Here is a 21,955-nt window from a genome sequence, read left to right as displayed (position 1 = left end):
CCCGCAAAGGTAAGCGCGGCATCGTGACGTCAAAACCCATAGCAAATACTGGTTCATTCCGAGATCCAGTTAACCGGATATATCAAACTGCAGAAGGACGTATTTTGCGCGGGTTAGACAAAACTGCCGCCGCGCACTGCGCTAAATTGATAACGCAACCATTTTTTCAGGAATGGGTGTCGGCTGGGAAAATAGTAAAAACAATTCATGCTGTTGATGATGCCGATACTGCTGCCGTGCGCGCTGATGGTTGGGCGGAAGTGGTGGAGCATGCGCCGGTGCCCTTTGTTTCCTATCCGTATGAGTGGGCATTTTTTATGTTGCAAGATGCGGCACTATTACAGCTGGAATTGCTGGAAACGGCGATGCAAAACAGTTGGACCATCAAAGACGCGACGCCTTACAATATCCAGTGGCAAGGAGCTAAGCCGATATTTATTGATGTGCCGTCTATCGTGCCGGCGGTAGCAGGAGAGCCGTGGCTGGCATACCGGCAATTTTGTATGCTTTTTTTGTATCCACTGATGCTCAAAGCGCATTTAAATATAGATTTCAATGGTTCGTTGCGCGCCGATTTAGATGGTATTTCGCCGTCGACGGCGGCAAAGTATTTTGGTGGCTGGCGACGCTTTAAATCCGGTGTGATGGCGCACGTGCATCTGCCAGCTTCTGTAGAAAACTCCATACTCAAACGCGAGCGTGATCGGGCGCCGGCGCAAAAACGGGAAGTCAAACCGCAGTCGGAAGCAATGATTTTTGGGTTGGTGCAGGGTGTACGCAACACAGTACGCAAACTCCGACCGGGGCAGCAGCATAGTGCTTGGTCACATTACGCGCAAACGCATTCGTACGCAGATGCTGATATTCAGGCAAAGCGAGAGTTTGTAGCGCGCCACGCAGCGACGCAGCAGCGGCAGATAGTATGGGATTTGGGGGCTAACACAGGAGACTTTTCAAGATTGTGCGCGCTGCACGCTCAAACTGTAGTGGCGGTGGATAGCGACATTGAAGCGGTGGAGCGAATGTACGTCAAAGAAAAAGAAACCACCAATGGCAACATTTTGCCATTGGTAATGAATTTGGCCAATATGTCTCCCAATCAGGGATGGGCGGGTAAAGAGCGGGCAGCGTTTGATGCGCGGCAAAAGCCACAACTAGTTTTATGTTTGGCTTTGGTGCATCACTTGCGTATTGCCGCCAATATACCAATGCCGCTGTTTTTGGACTGGCTGCATAACTTAGGTGCTGATGCCATTGTCGAATTTGTTGGACGCGATGATGAAATGACAAAAAAATTGCTATTAAACAAGAAAGAGCAATACGATGATTATAATCTTGCAGCTTTTGAGGCGGAATTAAAAAAACGCTTTACCATCAGAGAGTCGTTGGTAGTCAAAGGAGGAAGCAGACAATTATATTATCTTGAATTTCGCAAATAAGCGCAATGGATATTTTGCGTGTGCCATTGTGGCCGATTACTTTTTTGATGGAAAAAATATTTGCGATGTATGCCGATTTTTCTGGCTCTGTTGGTGTGGGAGTGTTACTTTTGGCAGCAACGTTTGCCATAATTTCTCGGCCAATTCAGCAATACGGTCGGCGGTTGGAGGTACGTATTGCCGAAAAAAATAGGCGGGCACGAGAAGACATTAGCGCATTAGATAGCACACTAAAAGGCGAGAAATTTTTTGAGGCAACCGATGCCATTTATTTGCACCACGGGTTTCATCCTGCATATAACATATTGTCGGGGGCCTCATTTTTGTTCCAGTTGCCATTTTTGATAAGTGCTGTTTTGTTGTTTATTGACGGTGATACGTTGCAGGGAAAAAGCTTTGGCATGATTGCTGACTTGTCGTTGCCGGATGATTTTTTGTCTATGGGAGATATTGCGGTCAACCTATTGCCGTTTATGGTATTGCTATGGAGTGTTGCCGACGCTTATTTTTTTTATGCGGATAACTTGGCAGCGCAAAGAAAATTTATGTTTATTGCCGTGGTAATTTTTATGCTTATTTATTCTATGCCGTCAGGGCTAGTGCTTTACTGGCTGGCATTGAGCATGTGCACATCATTTTTCAACAAGCTAGCGCGTTAGTAATCAGATAAAAATTAGGTTGGTGGAGAGTTGCTGACATGAGCATTGGGATTATTTTTTTGCTACTGTCGTCCCATGATATAACTTAATAATCGGTAACAAATAGGTAGTGAGATTACGGTGGTAATTGACCAACGAAGTGGTGGGCAGAAGGTAATTGAGACATGGTCACATAAATTAACCAGTTATGCTGTCAATAAGTAAAAGCTGTGTTAGAGTGCAAAGTAATAATATTTAATGATGAAAACAGCGACGATTGTATTAATAACTTGTTTGTTAGCACTTACTGCTCGTGCTGATGATTATCTATGGTACCCTTATCCCAGCGATTTGGGCGCTGACAGTTATGATGTGGTGGCGTATTTTACCGACAAGCAAGCAGTGCGCGGGCTAACCGAATTTTCGGCTGATTATGGCAATATAACATGGCATTTTCCTAGTAGTAAAAATCGTGATATGTTTATTACCGCGCCTGCTAACTATGTGCCTTATTATGGTGGTTATTGTGCTTATGCCGCTGCGCAAAACGCGCTGGCGTTTTGCGATCCGGAAGAGTGGACGGTGCACAATGGCAAATTGTATTTCAACTACAACCTCCCACCCGAAAGCGTTGGGAGTGGAAAATCAATGCCTACATTGATAGTGCCGACCATAATTGGTCGAGGTTGATTGCCGGTACCTCCAATTGATATGACAGCCGTTTCCCATAATGCTAAGCCGCGATGGCAGTTAAAAATTCCCATTTTGGAATGCGTGCTGGCAGTACGCTGTGATGAGTACGGTATCATTGAAAGTGATTATTTATTCGGCAAAACAGCACCGTTGCCACCTCAAAATGCTCTGGCGGAAGAAGCTGCACGACAAATCAAAGCTTGGCTACGGCGCCCGCGTGGACACCAATTTGATTTGCCACTACATGCTGCCTGCACTCCGTTTCAAGAGCGTGTGCGTAAGGTATTGCAAAATTTAGCCGGTGGGGAAACGCAAACTTATGGTGATGTGGCCAAATATATCCATTCTGCACCGCGCGCTGTTGGCGGTGCTTGCCGCGCCAATCGTCTACCGTTACTCGTTCCCTGCCATCGTGTGGTCGCGCAAGATGGACTTGGCGGGTTTATGGGAGACAATCGTAACCATCGATTAAATATTCACCTCAAGCAAGCGTTGCTTCGGCACGAGGGCGTTACCGTTTAAGTGATGGTGGGAAATTTGGCGGCTACCATTGCCGACAGTTGTGCAGTGCTGGAAACTTTTTCTTATCAGCTGCTTTTTGTTGATGGTTGTAGTGACAAAACTGTAAGTGCTTATCTCAGCGATTTACGCGCGTTAGCGAACTATCTGCAGCGAGATAATGTCAGCTTGCGACAAGCGTGTACGCAACATCTTACCGCTTATCAAAGTGCTCTGATGGTCGCCGGCAAAAGCCCAGCATCGGCAGGGCGGGCGTTGTCGGCTGCACGGCGATTGTATCGTCATCTCTTACTTGCTGGTGTTCGCTCTGATGACCCAACGGTGCATTTGCGACAGCCACAACGATTGCGACCACTGCCTAAATTACTCAATGAAAAAGAAGTGGAAGCGTTGTTGGACGCGCCTAACACAGACACTGTTGCTGGTTTGCGCGATCGTGCTATGTTGGAATTGATGTATGCTTGTGGTTTGCGAGTAAGCGAACTGGTGTCTATGCCAATGGATGCGTTGCGTTTAGACATGGGGGGAGTGCAAATAATAGGCAAGGGGAAACGTGAGCGTATTGTACCGCTTAACAATACCGCCAGTGACCTGTTAGAACGGTATTTACACAAAGCCCGTCCGCAGTTGCTGCGCCGCCCCAGCGATGCGCTATTTTTGACTAACCGTAGTGCTGCAATGAGCCGACAGATGTTTTGGTTATTAATCAAGCGTTATGCTGTAGTTGCTGGTATTCGCTCGCTGTCACCACACACGCTACGTCACGCCTTTGCTACACATTTGCTCAATCACGGCGCCGATTTGCGCGCCATACAGCTGATGCTCGGACACGCCAGCATTTCCACCACGCAAATTTATACGCACATTGCTGCCAAGCGCTTAGCCGACCTGCATCAACACCATCACCCGCGCGGCTAACGTCGTTTTATCACTTCTACTCCGACTTCCTCCAAATCGGATGCAATATGCGGTTTACGACAATAAATTCGTACTTCAACAGTGGCGAATTCTTTCATAATAAATGCTGCCGATTCATTAACAAAAGTTTCCAGTAACCCGTGCGTCTTGCTAGTGGAAAACTCTCGCAGCCGCTGCGCAACTACTGCGTAATCAACCGCTGGAACGTCGTCATTGGACTTAGTAGAAGGAATAATAATCACGTCTAGCAGTACTTGTTGGGAAACTCCCGTTTCTGCCATATCAATGCCGATGGTGCAGGATAGCCGTAATCCTTTAATGATAATGCGGTAGTCGGCTTGGCAATCGTTGTTATTTGTCGGCATAATATGTGCGATGCCGTTATTAAACCCTATTTTCTTATGACCGCAACAGTTATCGTGGCGGCTTACTTTTTGGGGGCTGTGCCTTTTGCCGTTGTTATCGCGCGTGTCTTTGGAGTGCCTGATCCACGGCATTATGGCTCTGGTAATCCGGGAGCGACTAATGTCGCGCGTAGCGGCAATAAAGCGGCCACTGTTTTAACACTACTAGCCGACTTCGGTAAAGGCGCTGTTTTGGTAGTGCTCGCCGATTCTTCTATTATGGCGGCATTAGCTGGCGGCATGGCAGTGGTGGGACATGTGTTTTCTATATTTTTGCGCTTTAAAGGAGGTAAAGGAGTAGCCACCGCATTGGGAGTTTTTTGTGCTTGGTATTGGTTGGCGGGTATCGTGTCGTTGGTTGCGTGGGCGTTGGTTTTTGTTTTGTGCCGCACGTCAGCGCTGGCTTCCATTGCCGCTATGCTTACTGGTGTCGTCATGCTAATAATGTGGACGCCTTTAATAATTGCATGGGCGGGTTGCGGCGTAGCTGCACTGGTTATTGTTCGCCATTGGCGAAATATTGCTGATTTATTGCGCGGTCGGGAGCGTTCTTTTAGTCGCTAACCTACCTGTTTTATAAAAAATAGCAATATTATGAAAATAGCATCACGCAAGAAGATTTTCTTGATTCGTTTCTTTCTGGCAACAGCAGTTTTTTCTGGAACTGGATTAATTTTGTCCTCCGTACACGATTATCCACAAACGATAAATCAATTGCGTCTTATTCGTATCGGTGACAATATTGCCGTGAGTCGACCGTGGATTGCCTTATTTTATTTTCTAAATGAGGCGGGTAGTGGTATGAAATTTTTGCTTACTGGCAACGAGCGGCATATGGATCATTTTCCTAGTTCTTCACATATCATAGCGAATCATATTGCCCGTGCCGAAAATGGCGATTGGAAAGAGCAGATTCGATTAGCTAACCGTTATCACTTGGGTGAATCGGTAAAGCGCGATGATGAGAAAGCGTTGTACTGGTTGGCGCGAGCTCAACAAAATGCGCCGCTCAACAAGCGCGAAAAAATTGCAAAAATTATATGGAGACTGCGCCAAGATTTGGAAGTCGGGAAAAAATTGTAATTACGGTGCGGCCTGAAAACGTTTTTCTATATAGGATTCTACAATACTGATAAAGTCGGCAGGAATGGAATCGCCTTTGAGTGCGGTGAATTTTTTGCCGTCTATGTAAATCGGTGCTACCGGATGCTCGCCACTGCCGGGCAATGAAATACCAATGTCGGCGTGTTTAGATTCACCGGGACCGTTGACTATGCAGCCCATAACGGCAATATTAAGATTTTCTACGCCCGGATAGCGTTTTTTCCAATGTGGTAGGCGTGTTGCTACATGTGATTCTACCTCCGCAGCCAGTCGTCGGAAAAAGTCGCTGGTCGTGCGCCCGCACCCTGGGCAGGCAGTAACTTGTGGTGAAAACGCACGAAAATTCATAGTTTGCAGCAAATTACAACATAACCGAGCTTCGTCCTCACGGGCGCCATTTGGTGTCGGTGTCAAAGAAGCGCGGATAGTATCGCCAATGCCACCGTGCAATAGTACCGCCAGTGCAGCAGCGGTGGCGGTGATGCCACGCAGTCCCATCCCCGCTTCAGTAAGACCTAAATGTAGCGCATAATCACAATTGTTTGCCAGTTGTTGGTACACAGTCAGCAAATCAGGAATGCGGCTAGTTTTGCACGAAATGACAATTTGTTGCGTGGTCATGCCCATTTCTTCTGCCATTTTCGCCGACAGCAATGCCGATTGCACCAGTGCTTCACGCAGTACGGCGGCGGCATCTAGCGGCGAAACTCGGCGGGAATTTTCTTCCATCAACCGCACCAGCAAATCTTGGTCTAGACTGCCCCAATTAACGCCGATACGTACAGGTTTGCCATATTTCAGTGCTTTTTTAATAATGGCGGCAAATTGTGAATCATGTTTTTCACCACGTCCTACATTGCCCGGATTAATGCGGTACTTTGCCAGCACGCGTGCGCAATCAGGGTATTGCTCAAGTAATTTGTGACCATTAAAATGAAAATCACCAATAAGCGGAACGGTAACACCTCTGTCATCTAGCAATGCTCGAATTTCTGGAACAGCTTGTGCAGCACGCGGGTTGTTAACGGTAATGCGTACCAATTCGGCACCAGCATTGGCTAAAGCCGAACACTGGTCAGCTGTGGCTTTGGCATTAGCGGTGTCGGTGTCGGTCATTGCTTGCACTACTATTGGTGCGCCACCGCCGATAGTAACACCGTCAACATTCACCGGTTGTGTGTGGTGGCGGGTAGTACTTTTCATGCGCGCAACAGTGGCTTTTCGCTACCCAAACCCATCGTTCGTGCTTGCACACTACCCGCTAATTGACCACAGGCGGCGAGAATGTCATTACCGCGCGTTTTGCGAACAGTGGTCATCACTCCGCCACGCATGAGTACATCACGAAAACGGTCAATTGCTTCATATGGTGATGGTTGATAAGGTGTATCAGGGAAAATATTAAAAGGTATTAAATTCACTTTGCAGCGCAAGCCGTGCAACAGGCGGATAAGCGCACGGGCGCAAGCAACACTATCATTGACGCCATCCAGCATCACGTACTCAAAAGTTATAAAAGCACGTGAGCGATTGAGTATATGGCGGTGACAAGCCGCCATCAATGTGTCTAGTGGATATTTGCGGTTGATTGGCATGATTTCATCACGTAGTGTGTCAGTTGGAGCATGTAACGACACCGCCAATGCCACTGGAAGTGTTGCTAGCCGAGCCATTGCTGGCACTACTCCGGCAGTGGAAACCGTTACTCGGCGCGGTGGCAGAGCATAGCCGTGAGTGTCAATCATTATCTTCAACGCTGATAGTACTGCATCTAAATTAAGTAGTGGCTCGCCCATACCCATAAATACTACGTTGGTAATTTTTTTTCCTGGGGGTAGCAAACGGTTGGCTTGGCGTAGTTGACTGATAATTTCAGCGGTACTCAAATTGCGGGAAAAACCCTGTTTACCAGTTAGACAGAAACGGCAAGCCAGTGCACAACCCACTTGGGATGAAACGCACAATGTTGTACGGTTGGATTCGGGGATAATCACCGTTTCTATGCGGTCACCACCTACGTCAAATAGTAGTTTGCAAACGCCATCAGTGGCGACATGATCGGACGCCAGTGGCAAGTTAGGATAACTCGTAGTCTGCGCTAGCTTGGTGCGTAACGCCGTCGGCAGATCGCAAAAAATATCCGTTGATTGCGGGCTATCGTGATGTAGTCGACGAAAAACTTGCGTAGCACGATAGGCTTTCTCTCCCTGTTGCTCAAAAAAATCGGCCATGGCGACGCGATCATAGTTGAGCAAATTATGCGATTTAGCCACCTAAATTCGGAAAGAAAAAGGCTATTTCAGTAGCTGCCGTTTCTGGAGAGTCGGAGCCGTGTACAGCGTTGGCTTCAACATTGTCGGCAAAATCGGCGCGAATGGTTCCAGTATCGGCTTTAGCGGGATCAGTGGCACCCATGAGTTCGCGGTTTTTGGTAATGGCATTGTTGCCTTCCAGCGTCATTACTAGCACTGGACCGGAAGTCATAAAGTCTAGCAAACCTTGATAAAAAGGGCGCTCTTTGTGAACAGAATAAAATGCGCCAGCTTGTTCGCGTGACAGCATGAGCATTTGTGCGGCAATAACTTTCAGGTTGTTGTCCTCAAAGCGGGAAATAATAGCACCGATTTTGTTTTTTAGAACGGCATCCGGTTTGATAATGGAAAGGGTTTTTTCGCTCATATATTTAGTTTTTTTATAGATTAACAATCCTTCTATTCTAACATTGCACTTTGACGCGGCTGAGAAAAAATGTGCTGTGAAGCGTTATGGCGTTACGGTTTTTCGCCGGTGATAACTTTATATATGGCGGTTGAGTCCAAGTCACCGCCACCCAACGCAATGAGGGCTTGTAGACGCTGTAAAAACAGTTCTGCAGCAGGTAACGATAAGTTATTTTCGCCACCGTTGGTTAGCGCAATTTTCATGTCTTTTTCGTGTAATACAGATTTGAATCCAGGTGTAAAATTATTATGTAGCATACGCGGTGCGTGCATTTCCAACACTTTACTACCGGCAAAGCCACCCAGCAACGCCTCTCGCACGGCAGCAGCATCCACTCCGTTTTTTTGTGCCAACACCATGGCTTCGGCAACACCTTCAATGGTAGCACCAATAATAATCTGATTGCATGCCTTAGCTACTTGTCCGGCACCACTGGTGCCAATATGAGTGATGGTTTTTCCCATTGCTGCAAGTAGTGGTTGCGCTTTGGTAAACATGTCTACACTGCCACCGACCATAATTGTTAGCGTTCCGTCTATGGCGCCTTTTTGGCCACCGGAAACCGGCGCGTCTAAAAAAGTAATGTCTTTTTCTGCCAGTTTCTCGGCAACATGACGCGTCGTTGCCGGTGAAATAGTGGACATGTCAATAATTGCGCTACCCGGTTTCATCCCGTGTACCAAGCCGTTTTTCCCCAAAGTGACTTCTTCAACGTCTGGCGTGTCCGACACGTTAATAACTACCACATCACAAACCGCGCCCAGTTCTTTTGGAGAGCTATACGATGCAACAGTGCCTCCTAATGTTTTTGTGGATTCTGGACGGCGGGCGTATGCCGAAACCGTATAGCCAGCGCGTTGTAGATTTTTTGCTGCAGGCAAACCCATAATTCCTAGTCCTATGCAACCGACGCGAGTTTTGTCTGATAAAAATGTGTTTGCCATAGATATTTTTTCAGAATTATAACGTGCCAGTGTGTGCGCTGAGCCATAATGCTCCGATTTTTTAACTGCTTAAAGCGGTATGTCGTCTTCTTGTGTGGGAACTTGAAACACGGTGCGGTCTTCTAACCTCACCGCCGTAAGTTGTCGTCCCCACAAGCAACCGGTGTCAATGGCCATGATGTCGGAACGCATAACAAGTCCTAGCGATGACCAATGGCCAAAAATTACCGTTGCTTGCCACCACTGCCGATGCGGGAAATCAAACCACGGAACGGTACCGGGCGGACGTTGGTTTGGCTCGCCGGCATAATCCAAATACAAACTGCCGTCATTATTGAGCAACCGCAGGCGAGTCAGAGCGTTGATAATTAATCGACAACGATTATCTGCCGAAAAAGCTGGATGCCAACGAGTAGGATTATTGCCGTACATCACATTAAAAAAATCATCATCCGTCTGTATGCGTGTTGCTACTTCCGCCGCCAATTCCAGTGTTTGCGTTTGTTCCCACGTGGCAAGCCGCCCAGCGTGAATCATTACATAATCGCTTTCGGCAATGGCTAGTGGTTGTCTGCGCAGCCAGTGACATAATTTATTGCCGTCATCAGCACGTAAAATTAGTTGCGTGGCAGCAGTGGGCGGATGAACGCCAAGGTGTGCCGCTAGCAACGCTAAATCATGATTACCCAGCACTAGACGCAAGCAATGTCGGTGGTCGTGCACCCAGCGCAACATTTCAAGTGAATTTGGTCCCCGATTAACAATGTCGCCAGTAAGCCATAAAGTGTCGCGGGCTGGATTGAAATTAACCCGTGTCAACAAAGCCTGAAAGGTACGCAAACAGCCATGAATATCGCCAATAGCGTAAGTGGCCATGCTATGTTGCGCGCAACTTTCCCCGATGCCTAATCACGAAAAAAAATCGGTAATTGATATGTGTAAAGGCAATTTTATTTTTTGTCATCATGGCTGAGTAGGGTTTTTTAATCGGCTGTGCCGAAAAGCTGCTCAAAATTCATTCGCTTTGTTATATTTTATATTTTTCGTTAACGGCAATTTTGAATCTTTTTTAAATTAGTTTTATCTGCCATTTTTATGTCAATTTACGCCGTAAAATTTCATTGGTTTGTGCCGGATTGGCTTGTCCTTTGGTTGCTTTCATCATCTGCCCAACAAAAAAGCCGAACAATTTTTCTTTGCCAGCACGATATTGCTCAGTTTGTGTTGGATTGGCAGCAATAATCTCATCAGCGATTTTTTCTAGCGCGTCGGCATCGCTGATTTGCGCCAGCCCTTCACGCGTGATAACCACGTCGGCATCTTCACCGTGTGCCCACATTTTTTCCAAAACGGTTTTGGCCGTTTTGCCCGACACGTCTCCTGCCACAATACGTTGCAACAAATTCGCTAAATTGACTGCTGATACCGGCAACGCCGCCACGCTAACGCCAGATTTATTCATTAACCCTGACAATTCACCACAAACCCAGTTGGCACAAGTTTTAGCCGCTGTCGGCTCGTTATTTTCTGAAAATGCAGCTAGCACGGCTTCAAAATAATCCGCTAGCTCGCGCTCTGCGGTCAGTACGCCAGCGTCATATGCTGACAATCCCAGCACTTCCATAAAACGCGTTCGGCGAGTCGCCGGCAGTTCAGGCATGTTTTGTCGCACTCGTTCTATCCATGCTTTTGATACTGCTAGTGGTGGTAAATCAGGGTCGGGAAAATAACGATAATCATGCGCATTTTCTTTACTACGCATCGCCCGAGTGACGCCCTTCACAGAATCAAATAAACGCGTTTGCTGTTCAATTGTTCCGCCTCCTTCCAGCACGTTAATCTGTCGCATCATTTCATATTCTAGTGCTTGTTCTAAAAAGCGGAATGAATTGAGATTTTTGATTTCACAGCGAGTGCCAAACTGCGCATTTGGACGACGCACGGAGATATTGGCGTCCACTCGAAACGAACCTTCTTGCATGTTGCCATCACACACGCCAAGCCACCGTACCAACCGGTGCATGGCTTTGGCATATGCGGTTGCTTCGGCAATACTACGCATGTCTGGCTCGGAAACAATTTCCAACAACGGTACCCCAGCGCGATTTAAGTCCACTCCGGAAGCACCGTCAGCCACGTCGTGTAATAGTTTACCGGCGTCTTCTTCTAAATGTGCGCGGGTGATACCAATAATTTTTTCACCGTCCGGCATGTCAATGGCGAGTCGACCGCCGCTGACGATAGGATAGTCAAACTGGCTGATTTGATAGCCTTTTGGGAGGTCTGGATAAAAATAATTTTTACGTGCAAATTCGGATAGCTCACTGATTTCGGATTCCAGCGCTAACCCTAAACGAATAGCATATTCCACTACGGTACGATTGAGCACTGGTAAGGCGCCGGGTAGACCGCAATCCACTTCGCGTACGTGCTGATTGGGTGTGTCGCAATAGGTCGCCGCCGCTGGCGAAAAAATTTTACTCGCCGTTTTTAATTGTGCGTGAATTTCTAAACCAATAACGCATTCCCATTTCATGCTACTGTCACCGGTAGGCGTTGATGAAAATCTGTATGTTGTTGATATTGGTGTGCCACCCGTAACAAACGCGCTTCTTCCATCGGTGGTGCGATAAGCTGTAATCCTACCGGCAGTGCTCCTGCAAAACCGCACGGTACAGATGCCGCCGGCAGCCCGGCTAAATTAATTGGCACGGTATAAATATCTTGCTTGTACATGGTTACCGGATCGCTGTCGGCAATTTCATTGAGTGCAAATGCCGGTCCCGGAGTAGTTGGTCCAGCAATAAGATCACATTGTTCAAAGGCGCGAGCAAAATCATCGGCTACCAATTTGCGCACTTTCATGGCGCGACGATAATAGGCATCATAGTAGCCGTAGGACAGTACGTAGGCGCCTACCAAAATCCGTCGCTTGACTTCTTCACCAAAGCCGGCTGCGCGGGTTTTTTCGTACATAGAGAGCAAATCATTGGCGTTATCGGCACGCAGGCCGTATCTTACGCCGTCAAAACGTGATAAATTGCTGGAAGCCTCGGCGCAGGTCAGCACATAGTAGGCTGGGATGGCGAAATTCACCGCTGGCAGGCGTACGTCAACCAACTCAGCTCCAGCTTTTTGCATTGTTTGCAACGCTTCTTGAACTCGGGTGCCGGTTTCGGCGTTTAACCCGTCACCAAAAAATTCCGCAGGAACTCCAATCTTTAGACCAGACAGCGGTGTATGAATATCGTGAGTGAAATCTTCTGTCGGCACGTCCAGTGAAGTGGAATCGCGCGCGTCAAATCCACACAAAGCATTGAGCGCAAGAGCGCAGTCGTCGGCACTAACTGCGATTACACCGCCTTGGTCAAAACTGGAGGCAAAAGCTACCATGCCCCAGCGAGAGATGCGTCCATAAGTAGGTTTGACTCCGGTTACACCGCAAAACGCTGCAGGTTGGCGGATAGATCCACCGGTATCGGTTGCTGTCGCTACTGGCGTCAGGCGCGCCGCGACCGCCGCTGCTGAACCGCTGGAACTACCGCCAGGGGTGCGCGTTTCATTCCACGGGTTAAGCGTGGCACCATATACGGAATGTTCTCCCGATGACCCCATGGCAAATTCATCCATGTTGGTGCGACCCAGACACACCATGCCGGCAGCGTGTGCGCGCTCCACTATGGCGGCATCGTAAGGCGGGTTGTAATTTTTTAATATGTTTGAGCCACAAGTACTTGCTACATCACGAGCGCAAAAAATATCTTTGTGTGCGATGGGCACTCCTGCCAAAGTTCCATTATTGGCGGGTACCGTTGGGTTGTCTTCTATCTGTACGAATGCATTAAGTTGTTTTTGGGCTTTTATTTGTCGCTGAAAATGCGCTGAGACTTCTGTGGCTGATACGTCGCCGGCGGTTAATAGTGCAACTAAACCGCGTACTCCAGCGGTGGACAACTCGGTATTCATTCAATCACCCGAGGTACGATAAAACAGCCGTCGTCCGTTTGAGGAGCACCGGCGAAAAGTGCATCCGTGTTGTATCCAACTTGCGCCGTGTCATCACGCAATCGCAACGTTTGTCCCTGAAATTGCACATGCGTGAGCGCGTCTACGGCATCTACATTGGCGTGCTGCAATTGTTCCATCATATCTAAAATGGCGTTAAGTGCCTGTAAAGCTTCCGGCGTTTTTTCTGGTGGTACTTCTAGTCGCGTCATTCGCGCCAATCGCACCAAATCTTCCGTATTAATTTTGCTCATGCGTTCTCCTGTTTATTTTTCGACGATGCCGGTCCGATTATTTCGGTTTCTGCCGTTGCCTCGTCGGGGAAATCTGGCCCCATCGTTGCCGCATCAGCCGCCGTTATCGGTTCATCTGGTAAATCGGGTCCTATTGCTGCAGTGTCATCCATAATTGATTTTTGGGGAGAAATCGGCGAAAAGTCGGGGCCAATATCTAATTCAGAATACATAACTTCCTCACTAACTGCTTGCGACGCCATCAATGGTGATAGCGGGCGAAGTTGTTCGGTGTGGGCAGGACGATAATGCGGCATAAAGCGATTGGTAGCGGTAATGATAGTAACAGCGGCAAAAATAATTCCGATAAAGGCAAAGAGTGCATCTGGTGCGATGGTACTCATCAAAAAACCCGTTATCGGTGGACCAATAAGTGCGCCGATTGCGTAAATCTGAATTAGCCGAAAAGAATAATCTGCTGATTTGCCACTGTCTACAAAACCTTGTCCGTAGCTAATGTTGAGTGAATACAAAGGATTGGATATCGCGCTGAACATAAAAAGTAAAAATAAAAGTATACCTGACGACATGTACGAGCCAAAAAATAGCAGTGCCGCCAGTGCGGCTGATGCGCCGGCTAGCACTACTATCAGGTTACGCCGATCAGCTAGCTTATCGGATAGCCAGCCCATTGGCAGTTGCAGTATAAAACCACTACCATACAACACTACTGCCATGGTTGCACCTACTGTTGACGACACATTTAATGAATCTAAATAAGATATAAATAACCAGCCTGCTCCGGTAGCTAAGCCAAAACCAAACTGCCCTATATAAGACACCGGAGCAACTTGATAGGCTTCGCGTAAGCTGATGCTGCTGTTTTCTGCGCGCGGCGGTGCTTGCGGTTCGGGAAAGCGCGTAAGGCAAACCGGTACCAAAGAAAACAACAAAAAAGCGGTGGCAAGAATGAATGCCTTATCCGGATGGTTTTTACCCAACAGCAAAATGTATTGACTGAGACCGTACGCTAGAAACATTACGGTCATCATCGTGCCCATCAAACGGCTACGATTTTCTTGAGTTGACTTGGAATTGACCCAGTCCATGCATACTACCATCGCAACACTGTAAAACACGCCATAGATTACGCGCATTAACAACCATGTCCAAATATCGGGTAGCATAGGAAGAAACATAGACAGTAGTGTCGTTATTGTTGCGCATACGGCAAAAGTGCGGATATAAGAAATGCGCGGCAACAGTCGGCGTTGTAAGATATTGCCGGCAATCATTCCTACATACATTGCCGCCGTCAGTAGTCCCAACACGGTAGCTGAAAACTTTAGTTGCCCACCGTACTGAATAATCATTGCCGACACTGCTCCGTGTCCGACTTGTAGTAAGCCGGTAGTGAGGAGTAGGGCAAAAATCGCGGCAATTTGCTTACGCATAAAATATTATAAAAAGGTGGCGAAAATATTAAAAATTACCAAGCCTTGTATTGTATGATAGAAAAATTTAAATAGTCACTGATTTGTATATATTTTTCACAGATAAGGATTAATGTTGTTATTGACTTGTTGTGCGCTGTGTCGGGCGTTGTGCCGCGGTACATTGTGCCCTCCTTGTATGGTCGATGTTGAGCGATTGCGGGTTGTTGTGGCTTGTCCGCAATGCGCGGCGCCGACGGACGGACTTTGCGGCGTCTGTATAAAACAACCACCGGCTTTTGATTGCACTGTTGCCGCGCTTTGCTACCTGCCGCCGCTAACCATGTTGGTGCAATATTTTAAGTTTTACGGGAGTTGGCAATTAGCGGAATTGTTGGCAAGTTTTGCTGTTGCGCCAGCGGCGGATGTGATGTTGCCGGTGCCGTTACATCCTACCCGCGAGAGTTGGCGTGGTTTTAATCAAGCCCGAGAACTGGCAAAAATGTTGCCGTCGCCAGCACCGCCATTGCGTGATGATTGGTTACGGCGAGTGGTGGACACACTGCCGCAAACGCGTCAGACCAATGTGGCAGCACGGCGACGCAACGTTAAGGGTGCTTTTACTGTTGCCGCTGCGGTGCGAGGACGTCGGGTGTTGGTAGTGGATGACGTAATGAGCAGTGGTGCTACTATGCAGGAAATTGCGAAAGTGCTGAAAAAAGCGGGAGCCGCTAAGGTGATTAATTTAATTATCGCCCGCACTGTACCCAAAAAGTCAACATTATGAGTGGTGGTAACGGTGTCCGTCGTCTGATAATGGTAGGACGTTTTGTGTTGGGGGCGTTGTCGCCAATATTGTTGGCGGTACTGGCATGGTCGGAAGCGCCTAATGCATTGGTGGGGGTAGCGGCGGGCGTTCATTTGTTACATCGTACCATTGATGGGCAATTGGCTCGCATGTTGGTAGCGGCGGTAGCATTGACGGCAGTGTCAATTTGGTTACCGCTACCGTGTGCTTGCTTGCTTGCCGGCATTTTTGCTACCGAAGCCATGCTGGCCGATAATCGGCGAGTACAGCTGGGACGTATTGCCGCCGCCGCCTTATGTTTGCAAATTATTCTTTTCACACTGAATTATCGTCTGCCGCCGATTATTGATGGGAATAACAGCGTCGTGATTGCCGGACTTCTTTGTCTGATTGTGTTGATTGGTTTTAGTCGCCGACAAACCACCGCCGATCCTCTGATTTGTGCGTTGCTGGCGCTGATATTTTTGGCTTTTGCGCTTACAGTTAAATTACTGTCATTGCACCTTGACTTATATCCACAAGTGGTGGCTATTTCCGCTGCGGGTTTTTGTGCTGCTATCGCTGCAATAAGTTTGGTATTGGCACCACTGACCGGTGGCGGTCTGACATCCCAAGCTTTTGCGTTGGACGTGCCAGTGGATAAGTGGGTGGAAAAAATTTCCGCGATTGCTGCAGAGAAAGAAAGTGCCGCAGATTTTTTGGAGGCTACTATGCGGGAATTGGCCGATAGTTTGCCCGGAATAACGGGATTGGCATGGCGTATTGGCGATAATGTACCGCAACAGGTGGGGCGGGAAAGCAAATATCGAGCTCAAGTGGCTAGTCCGCCGCTGACGCTGACGTTTTATTCGCGACGATTTGTGTCGCCGTGGATGTGGTTTGGTCGCTATTTGTTGTGCCGTATTGTCAGTGAATATTACGTTGCTAAACGGCGGGAAGAAGAGCAGCGGGCGCAAAATTTACTTGTTGCTGTGCATCAAACAGGAGCTCGTTTAACTCATGACATTAAAAATATTTTACATGCGTTGGCGGTGTTGACAATGGTTAAAGATGACGCTTTGTTACGGCGGCAGTTGCCAATTTTGCGGCAGCGATTGGAGACGGCGGTAGCCAAGCTACAAAATCAGGACGATGATGATCGTTTTGCGGATGCGGCGACATGGTGGCGGGACGCTGCTTCGCGCCATTTACACACCAAGGCGTATTTTGTTCCCACAACGGCGATATCAATGGTGTCAAGTGCATTATTTGACAGGGCATTAGATAATTTTTTAGAAAATGCGTTGCATAAGCAGGTAACGACGATAACGGCGTCTCTATCAGAAACAGCCCCCGGACAGATGACTTTACGCGTTACTGACGACGGCGCACCGGTAGTGGCGGTAACGGCGGCGCACTTGTTTGCGGCTCCGGTACAATCTGACTCTGGGTTTGGCGTTGCCTTGCATCAATTGGCGATGGAAGCAGAAAAGAAAGGTTATCGTGCAGCACTAGAAAAAAATATTTCCGGTGAGGTCACTTTTGCTTTGCTGTCCCAATAAATTAAATTTACTTTGCTACTCAATAGTATTAATTGTAATTTAGGTGTAATTTAATTTAAGTGTAATGTAATTTAAGTGTAATTTAAGTGTAACATCTAGGAATCACCATATGTGCGATTTTTTAATAAAAAGAAGGCTATATGTTGTGCAAAAAGAGTCTAATTCCTGTGTAAAAAACCTGTAATTCAGAGGTGAAAAGAAGAAAGTTATGCAACCAATTATTAAACAAGTCGCTGTTACTAGTTCTGTTCGGTCTGTTAGTAACGATTTTACCGACAATTCGCCGATTTTGGGCGATTATCGCGTCATTCGTCGTAATGGTGCTGTTGTAAAATTTGACCGCCAAAAAATATCAGTAGCAATGACCAAGGCGTTTTTGGAGGTTCGTGGTGCTGGTGCCGCCGATTCTGCCAGTGTGCGAAATATTGTAGAACATACTACCGAGCGGGTGCTGGAAGCGTTGTCACGTCGCCGCCCAGCTGCAGCGCATTTTCATATTGAAGAAATCCAAGATCAAGTCGAATTGGCGTTGATGCGCGGTGAGCATCATCAGGTGGCACGTGCCTATGTGTTATATCGTGAGCGCCACGCTGAGGCGCGCAATCAAAAAGCGCGGGAAATACTGCCAACACCCATTCAAGTGACTGATAAAAATGGTCGGCAGTATCAGCTAGACGTACATCGACTGCAAGAGCAAGTAAAAGAAGCTTGTAGAGGGCTGGACGCGACGGATGTAGAGTCGTTGCTACAAAGATCGCTGCAGGAAATGTATGATGGGATACACGAAAAAGAAATTTGTAAGGCACTCTATCTAGCTGCTAGAGCACGTATTGAGCGTGAGCCGCAGTACTCTCAGGTCAGTGCTCGGTTATTGTTGGACTTTTTACGCTTTGAAGTGTTTGGTCGCGATGTGCACCACACTGAAATGGAAGATTTGTACGCTAACCATCTGCTAGACATGGTGCGTGTTGGTGTGGCGGGTGAATTACTCAATCCGTTGCTGGCTTCTCGGTTTGATCTTGCGGTGTTGGGCAGTACACTGCGACCAGAGCGCGATTTGCAGTTTGGCTATTTAGGTATGCAAACCCTGTATGACCGATACTTTTTGCGTGTGGACGAGCGGCCAATTGAACTGCCGCAAAGCTTTTTTATGCGTGTGGCGATGGGATTGGCGCTCAATGAAGACAATCCCACTGAACGTGCGGCAGAATTTTATGAAATACTGTCATCTTTCCGTTTTATGAGTTCCACTCCGACACTGTTTAATTCAGGTACCCGCCATTCACAGTTGTCTAGTTGTTATTTGACAACAGTGGGAGATGATTTAGCGGAGATTTTTGATTCGTACCGTGAAAATGCGTTGTTGGCCAAGTTTGCCGGCGGATTGGGTAATGATTGGACGCCGGTGCGTGCTATGGGTGCTCGTATCAAAGGAACCAACGGCAAATCACAAGGTGTAATCCCTTTTCTCAAAATTGTCAACGACACGGCAGTTGCCGTGAATCAGGGAGGCAAACGCAAAGGGGCGGTTTGCGTTTATTTAGAAACTTGGCATCTGGATATCTTAGAATTTTTAGATTTGCGCAAAAACACGGGTGACGAGCGTCGTCGTGCTCACGACATGAATACTGCTAATTGGATACCAGACTTGTTTATGAAGCGAGTGATGGAAGAGGGGCAGTGGACACTGTTTTCTCCGGCAGACGTTCCTGATTTGCATGATTTATGTGGCGCTAATTTTGAGCGTGCTTACGTTGCCTACGAAGAAAAAGCAGCACGTGGTGAATTACATCACCAAACTTTGCAAGCGGTAGAATTGTGGCGGCGTATGCTGACCATGCTTTTTGAAACTGGGCATCCGTGGATAACTTTCAAAGATGCCTGCAATATTCGCTCGCCGCAGCAACATATCGGTGTTGTTCACTCTTCCAATCTTTGTACCGAAATTACGCTCAATACGAACCAAGACGAAATTGCGGTGTGCAATTTAGGGTCAGTTAACCTACCAGCACACTTTAAAGACGGCGTTTTGGACGAAGATAAGTTGGAAAAAACGATACGCACGGCAATGCGTATGTTAGACAACGTTATTGATATTAACTACTATGCGGTATCCAAAGCCGAAAATGCTAATAAGCGACACCGACCGGTAGGTATAGGGATGATGGGATTTCAAGATTGCTTGTATGAAATGAACGTTCCCTACAATTCACCGGAGGCAGTAGAGTTTGCTGATAATACTGCTGAATTGCTGTGTTATCACGCTTATCTGGCGTCTACTGAACTGGCAGCCGAGCGAGGGGCTTACGAATCGTTTGAAGGCAGTTTGTGGGATCGCGGCATACTTCCGCACGATACATTGCGTTTACTTGCCGCCGAGCGAGGTGACAATGTGGACGTGAGTGGTGAACTGCCGTTGTCGGCGGATGGCGGTGGTGACCGACTAGACGGTGACTATTTGCAAGCGGATTTGTCACAACGGCAAAACTGGCAGTTATTGCGCGAGCGCATCAAAATGTACGGAATGAGGAATTCTAATTGTGTGGCAATTGCGCCGACGGCGACCATTGCTAATATCGTTGGCGTAACGGCATCTATTGAGCCAACGTACCAAAATATTTATGTTAAATCTAATTTGTCTGGTGATTTTACGGTTTCTAACCGCTATCTAGTGGATGACCTTAAAGCGCTGGGGATATGGGACGATGTTATGTTGGAAGATATCAAATATTTTGATGGCGTATTGGAGCAAATTACTCGTATTCCCGAATCGGTACGAGCTAAATATCCAACGGCTTTTGAAGTAGAACCAAAGTGGTTGATTGATTGCGCAGCTCGGCGACAAAAATGGATGGATCAGGCGCAATCGCTCAATTTGTACATTGCCGAACCGTCCGGTAAAAAATTGGATGAAATGTATAAACTGGCGTGGCGTAGTGGTTTGAAAACAACCTATTATTTGCGCTCTATGGGCGCATCCAGTACCGAAAAATATACAGCTCGCACTGGCGCACTCAACGCGGTGAGTGCCGGTGGTAGCAACGGCAGTAGCGCGCCTCAGGCTTGTGCTATAGATGACCCAGATTGTGAAGCGTGTCAGTAACATAATCTGTTGTGCCTACCTTGAAAGAGCTTGCCACAAAACAGAAACGCCTTCCCGGCGGGGGGGAAATGTTGTTGGGCGACAATCTGCCGTTATTGAAACAAATAAAATCTGAAACAGTTTCTCTAATCTACATAGATCCGCCGTTTAATACGGGTAAAAAACAAAGCCGCACACGAATTAAAACCACACGCATTAATGGTGGCGAAGGTGACCGTACGGGATTTTGCGGTAATCGTTATCATTCTACGGTTATCGGAAAATCTGGCTACGCCGACTCTTTTGATGATTTTACTGGCTTTTTACAACCGCGCTTGCAAGAAGCGCATCGCATTTTGAAGCCTAACGGCAGTCTGTTTTTTCATATTGACTGGCGAGAGGCGGCCAACTGTCGCTTGTTATTAGAAGAGATTTTTGGCGGGAGCTCGCACTGTATTAACGAGATTATTTGGGCGTATGACTTTGGTGGCCGAGGAAAGAATAAATGGCCGGCTAAACACGATAACATCTATTGGTTTGCCAAAGACCCTGACAATTATATTTTTAACTATGATGATATAGACCGCATTCCATACATGGCACCGGGGTTGGTATCAGCAGAAAAAGCAGCCAAAGGAAAGAAACCGACAGACGTATGGGGGACAGACTTCTTGTTGAGTACAGATGTATGGTGGCAAACGATTGTACCGACCAACGGTAAGGAAAGAGTCAATTATGCAACGCAGAAACCGTTGGATATCGTCAAACGCATAGTTGTAACACATTCCAAAATTGGGGATACCGTATTGGATTTTTTTGCAGGTAGCGGAACGCTGGGAGAAGCAGCTAAAAAAACGAGAAGAAAATATATCTTAATTGATAGTAGTCAAGAATCTTATGAGGTGGTGCTTAGGAGACTAAATGACGCCTCTGATATATCTGACGCTGTAAGTAAAGAAAATTGTAAAGCGGATAATATTTTTGACCATGCTTCTTTTGAGCTAAAAAGCAGCTGTAAAATTCGCAAAGAATGGCAGGGGAGCCCTTACGAATGGTTACATATAGCGGCCCCTGCTACTAAAGGGAAAAAGGCAAGGGAACTTGTTACTAAATTTTTGTCTGAATATTGGGTGAAATGTTCTGTTAAACCGAAAAATGAAATAATAGAAGTAAACGATAAAAAAATGGCAGTTAAGCTTTCTTTTCTTTGGGAAAGCGGTGCATATACATTTGAACAAATAAAAAAAGATAAAGAGTATGACTATTTATTTTTACTCGGAATTTCGCCTTTTAAGCCTCATGGATGGATTATTTCTAAGGATGATGCAATAGAAGTTTCAAAAATTCAGCACTCAGAAAATTCAAGGTGGCTGAAAGTACATCCGACAAATAAAGAAAAATGGCCAGAGTGCTTTAAAAAGAAGAGGCAAAATGGAGATTTGGAAAAACTAACGCCTGAATTATTAACATAAC

The 21,955-nt window shown here is 47.0% G+C and carries 21 protein-coding genes; 11 read left to right on the top strand and 10 right to left on the bottom strand.

Annotated features, from left to right (window positions below; all coding sequences use genetic code 11):
- Window positions 1-23: 23 nt before the first annotated feature.
- The 5 genes from NQX30_04230 to xerD all read left to right on the top strand — a co-directional run bounded on the left by NQX30_04230 (window position 24) and on the right by xerD (window position 4,207).
- On the top strand, window positions 24-1,439 hold the full coding sequence (locus tag NQX30_04230; protein ID MDM5147577.1) for a methyltransferase: 1,416 nt from the start codon (window positions 24-26) through the stop codon (window positions 1,437-1,439).
- Between the two features lie 5 nt (window positions 1,440-1,444).
- Window positions 1,445-2,098 (top strand): YidC/Oxa1 family membrane protein insertase, encoded by a 654-nt coding sequence (locus NQX30_04225; protein MDM5147576.1) that lies wholly within the window; start codon window positions 1,445-1,447, stop codon window positions 2,096-2,098.
- Window positions 2,099-2,335: 237 nt separating this feature from the next.
- The gene (locus NQX30_04220; protein ID MDM5147575.1) at window positions 2,336-2,767 is read left to right on the top strand and encodes a YHS domain protein; all 432 of its coding nucleotides are present in this window, start codon (window positions 2,336-2,338) and stop codon (window positions 2,765-2,767) included.
- 21 nt (window positions 2,768-2,788) lie between these two features.
- Window positions 2,789-3,292: an MGMT family protein gene (locus tag NQX30_04215; GenBank protein ID MDM5147574.1), complete on the top strand. Its 504-nt coding sequence runs from the start codon at window positions 2,789-2,791 to the stop codon at window positions 3,290-3,292.
- Between the two features lie 3 nt (window positions 3,293-3,295).
- The gene (gene xerD / locus NQX30_04210; protein ID MDM5147573.1) at window positions 3,296-4,207 is read left to right on the top strand and encodes a site-specific tyrosine recombinase XerD; all 912 of its coding nucleotides are present in this window, start codon (window positions 3,296-3,298) and stop codon (window positions 4,205-4,207) included.
- Here xerD and NQX30_04205 read toward each other — a convergent pair.
- On the bottom strand, window positions 4,204-4,572 hold the full coding sequence (locus NQX30_04205) for a dihydroneopterin aldolase (protein MDM5147572.1): 369 nt from the start codon (window positions 4,570-4,572) through the stop codon (window positions 4,204-4,206). The genes xerD and NQX30_04205 overlap by 4 nt on opposite strands.
- Before the next feature lie 3 nt (window positions 4,573-4,575).
- On the opposite strand from NQX30_04205, the gene plsY reads away from it, so the two are divergent.
- Entirely contained in the window at window positions 4,576-5,175 is a 600-nt protein-coding gene (gene plsY, locus NQX30_04200) for a glycerol-3-phosphate 1-O-acyltransferase PlsY (protein ID MDM5147571.1), read from the top strand.
- Between the two features lie 30 nt (window positions 5,176-5,205).
- Entirely contained in the window at window positions 5,206-5,694 is a 489-nt protein-coding gene (locus tag NQX30_04195) for an SEL1-like repeat protein (GenBank protein MDM5147570.1), read from the top strand.
- Here NQX30_04195 and ispG read toward each other — a convergent pair whose 3' ends face one another.
- The 9 genes from ispG to NQX30_04150 all read right to left on the bottom strand — a co-directional run bounded on the left by ispG (window position 5,695) and on the right by NQX30_04150 (window position 15,072).
- Entirely contained in the window at window positions 5,695-6,918 is a 1,224-nt protein-coding gene (gene ispG, locus NQX30_04190) for a flavodoxin-dependent (E)-4-hydroxy-3-methylbut-2-enyl-diphosphate synthase (GenBank protein ID MDM5147569.1), read from the bottom strand.
- Window positions 6,915-7,988: a 23S rRNA (adenine(2503)-C(2))-methyltransferase RlmN gene (gene rlmN, locus NQX30_04185; protein MDM5147568.1), complete on the bottom strand. Its 1,074-nt coding sequence runs from the start codon at window positions 7,986-7,988 to the stop codon at window positions 6,915-6,917. Before rlmN ends, ispG begins: the two co-directional genes overlap by 4 nt.
- A complete protein-coding gene (gene ndk, locus NQX30_04180; GenBank protein ID MDM5147567.1) occupies window positions 7,981-8,394 on the bottom strand; it encodes a nucleoside-diphosphate kinase in 414 nt (137 codons plus the stop codon). Before ndk ends, rlmN begins: the two co-directional genes overlap by 8 nt.
- A 92-nt stretch (window positions 8,395-8,486) precedes the next feature.
- Window positions 8,487-9,410 (bottom strand): NAD(P)-dependent oxidoreductase, encoded by a 924-nt coding sequence (locus NQX30_04175; protein ID MDM5147566.1) that lies wholly within the window; start codon window positions 9,408-9,410, stop codon window positions 8,487-8,489.
- A gap of 39 nt (window positions 9,411-9,449) precedes the next feature.
- Window positions 9,450-10,256 carry a symmetrical bis(5'-nucleosyl)-tetraphosphatase gene (locus NQX30_04170; GenBank protein MDM5147565.1) on the bottom strand — a complete coding sequence of 269 codons (807 nt, stop codon included), beginning with the start codon at window positions 10,254-10,256 and terminating at the stop codon, window positions 9,450-9,452.
- A gap of 217 nt (window positions 10,257-10,473) precedes the next feature.
- A complete protein-coding gene (gene gatB / locus NQX30_04165; GenBank protein ID MDM5147564.1) occupies window positions 10,474-11,916 on the bottom strand; it encodes an Asp-tRNA(Asn)/Glu-tRNA(Gln) amidotransferase subunit GatB in 1,443 nt (480 codons plus the stop codon).
- Complete coding sequence (gene gatA / locus NQX30_04160) at window positions 11,913-13,346, bottom strand: Asp-tRNA(Asn)/Glu-tRNA(Gln) amidotransferase subunit GatA (GenBank protein ID MDM5147563.1); 1,434 nt, start codon at window positions 13,344-13,346, stop codon at window positions 11,913-11,915. Before gatA ends, gatB begins: the two co-directional genes overlap by 4 nt.
- Window positions 13,343-13,639, bottom strand: a complete 297-nt coding sequence (gene gatC, locus NQX30_04155; protein MDM5147562.1) for an Asp-tRNA(Asn)/Glu-tRNA(Gln) amidotransferase subunit GatC — start codon at window positions 13,637-13,639, stop codon at window positions 13,343-13,345. The genes gatA and gatC overlap by 4 nt, the downstream gene beginning before the upstream one ends.
- Complete coding sequence (locus NQX30_04150) at window positions 13,636-15,072, bottom strand: MFS transporter (GenBank protein ID MDM5147561.1); 1,437 nt, start codon at window positions 15,070-15,072, stop codon at window positions 13,636-13,638. Before NQX30_04150 ends, gatC begins: the two co-directional genes overlap by 4 nt.
- 112 nt (window positions 15,073-15,184) lie before the next feature.
- Here NQX30_04150 and NQX30_04145 point away from each other — a divergent pair, with 112 nt between their 5' ends.
- The 4 genes from NQX30_04145 to NQX30_04130 all read left to right on the top strand — a co-directional run bounded on the left by NQX30_04145 (window position 15,185) and on the right by NQX30_04130 (window position 21,954).
- Window positions 15,185-15,838, top strand: coding sequence for a ComF family protein (locus NQX30_04145; protein MDM5147560.1), 654 nt, complete (start codon window positions 15,185-15,187; stop codon window positions 15,836-15,838).
- Entirely contained in the window at window positions 15,835-17,400 is a 1,566-nt protein-coding gene (locus NQX30_04140; protein MDM5147559.1) for a hypothetical protein, read from the top strand. The genes NQX30_04145 and NQX30_04140 overlap by 4 nt, the downstream gene beginning before the upstream one ends.
- Window positions 17,401-17,608: 208 nt before the next feature.
- Window positions 17,609-20,503 (top strand): ribonucleoside-diphosphate reductase subunit alpha, encoded by a 2,895-nt coding sequence (locus NQX30_04135; GenBank protein ID MDM5147558.1) that lies wholly within the window; start codon window positions 17,609-17,611, stop codon window positions 20,501-20,503.
- Window positions 20,504-20,523: 20 nt separating this feature from the next.
- Window positions 20,524-21,954, top strand: coding sequence for a site-specific DNA-methyltransferase (locus tag NQX30_04130; protein MDM5147557.1), 1,431 nt, complete (start codon window positions 20,524-20,526; stop codon window positions 21,952-21,954).
- Window position 21,955 lies beyond the last annotated feature (1 nt).

This window comes from Candidatus Persebacteraceae bacterium Df01 (assembly GCA_030386295.1).
Taxonomy (GTDB): domain Bacteria; phylum Pseudomonadota; class Gammaproteobacteria; order Tethybacterales; family Persebacteraceae; genus Doriopsillibacter; species Doriopsillibacter californiensis.
Note: the sequence above shows the minus strand (reverse complement) of the source record. Positions and strands in the feature narration are given on the sequence as shown.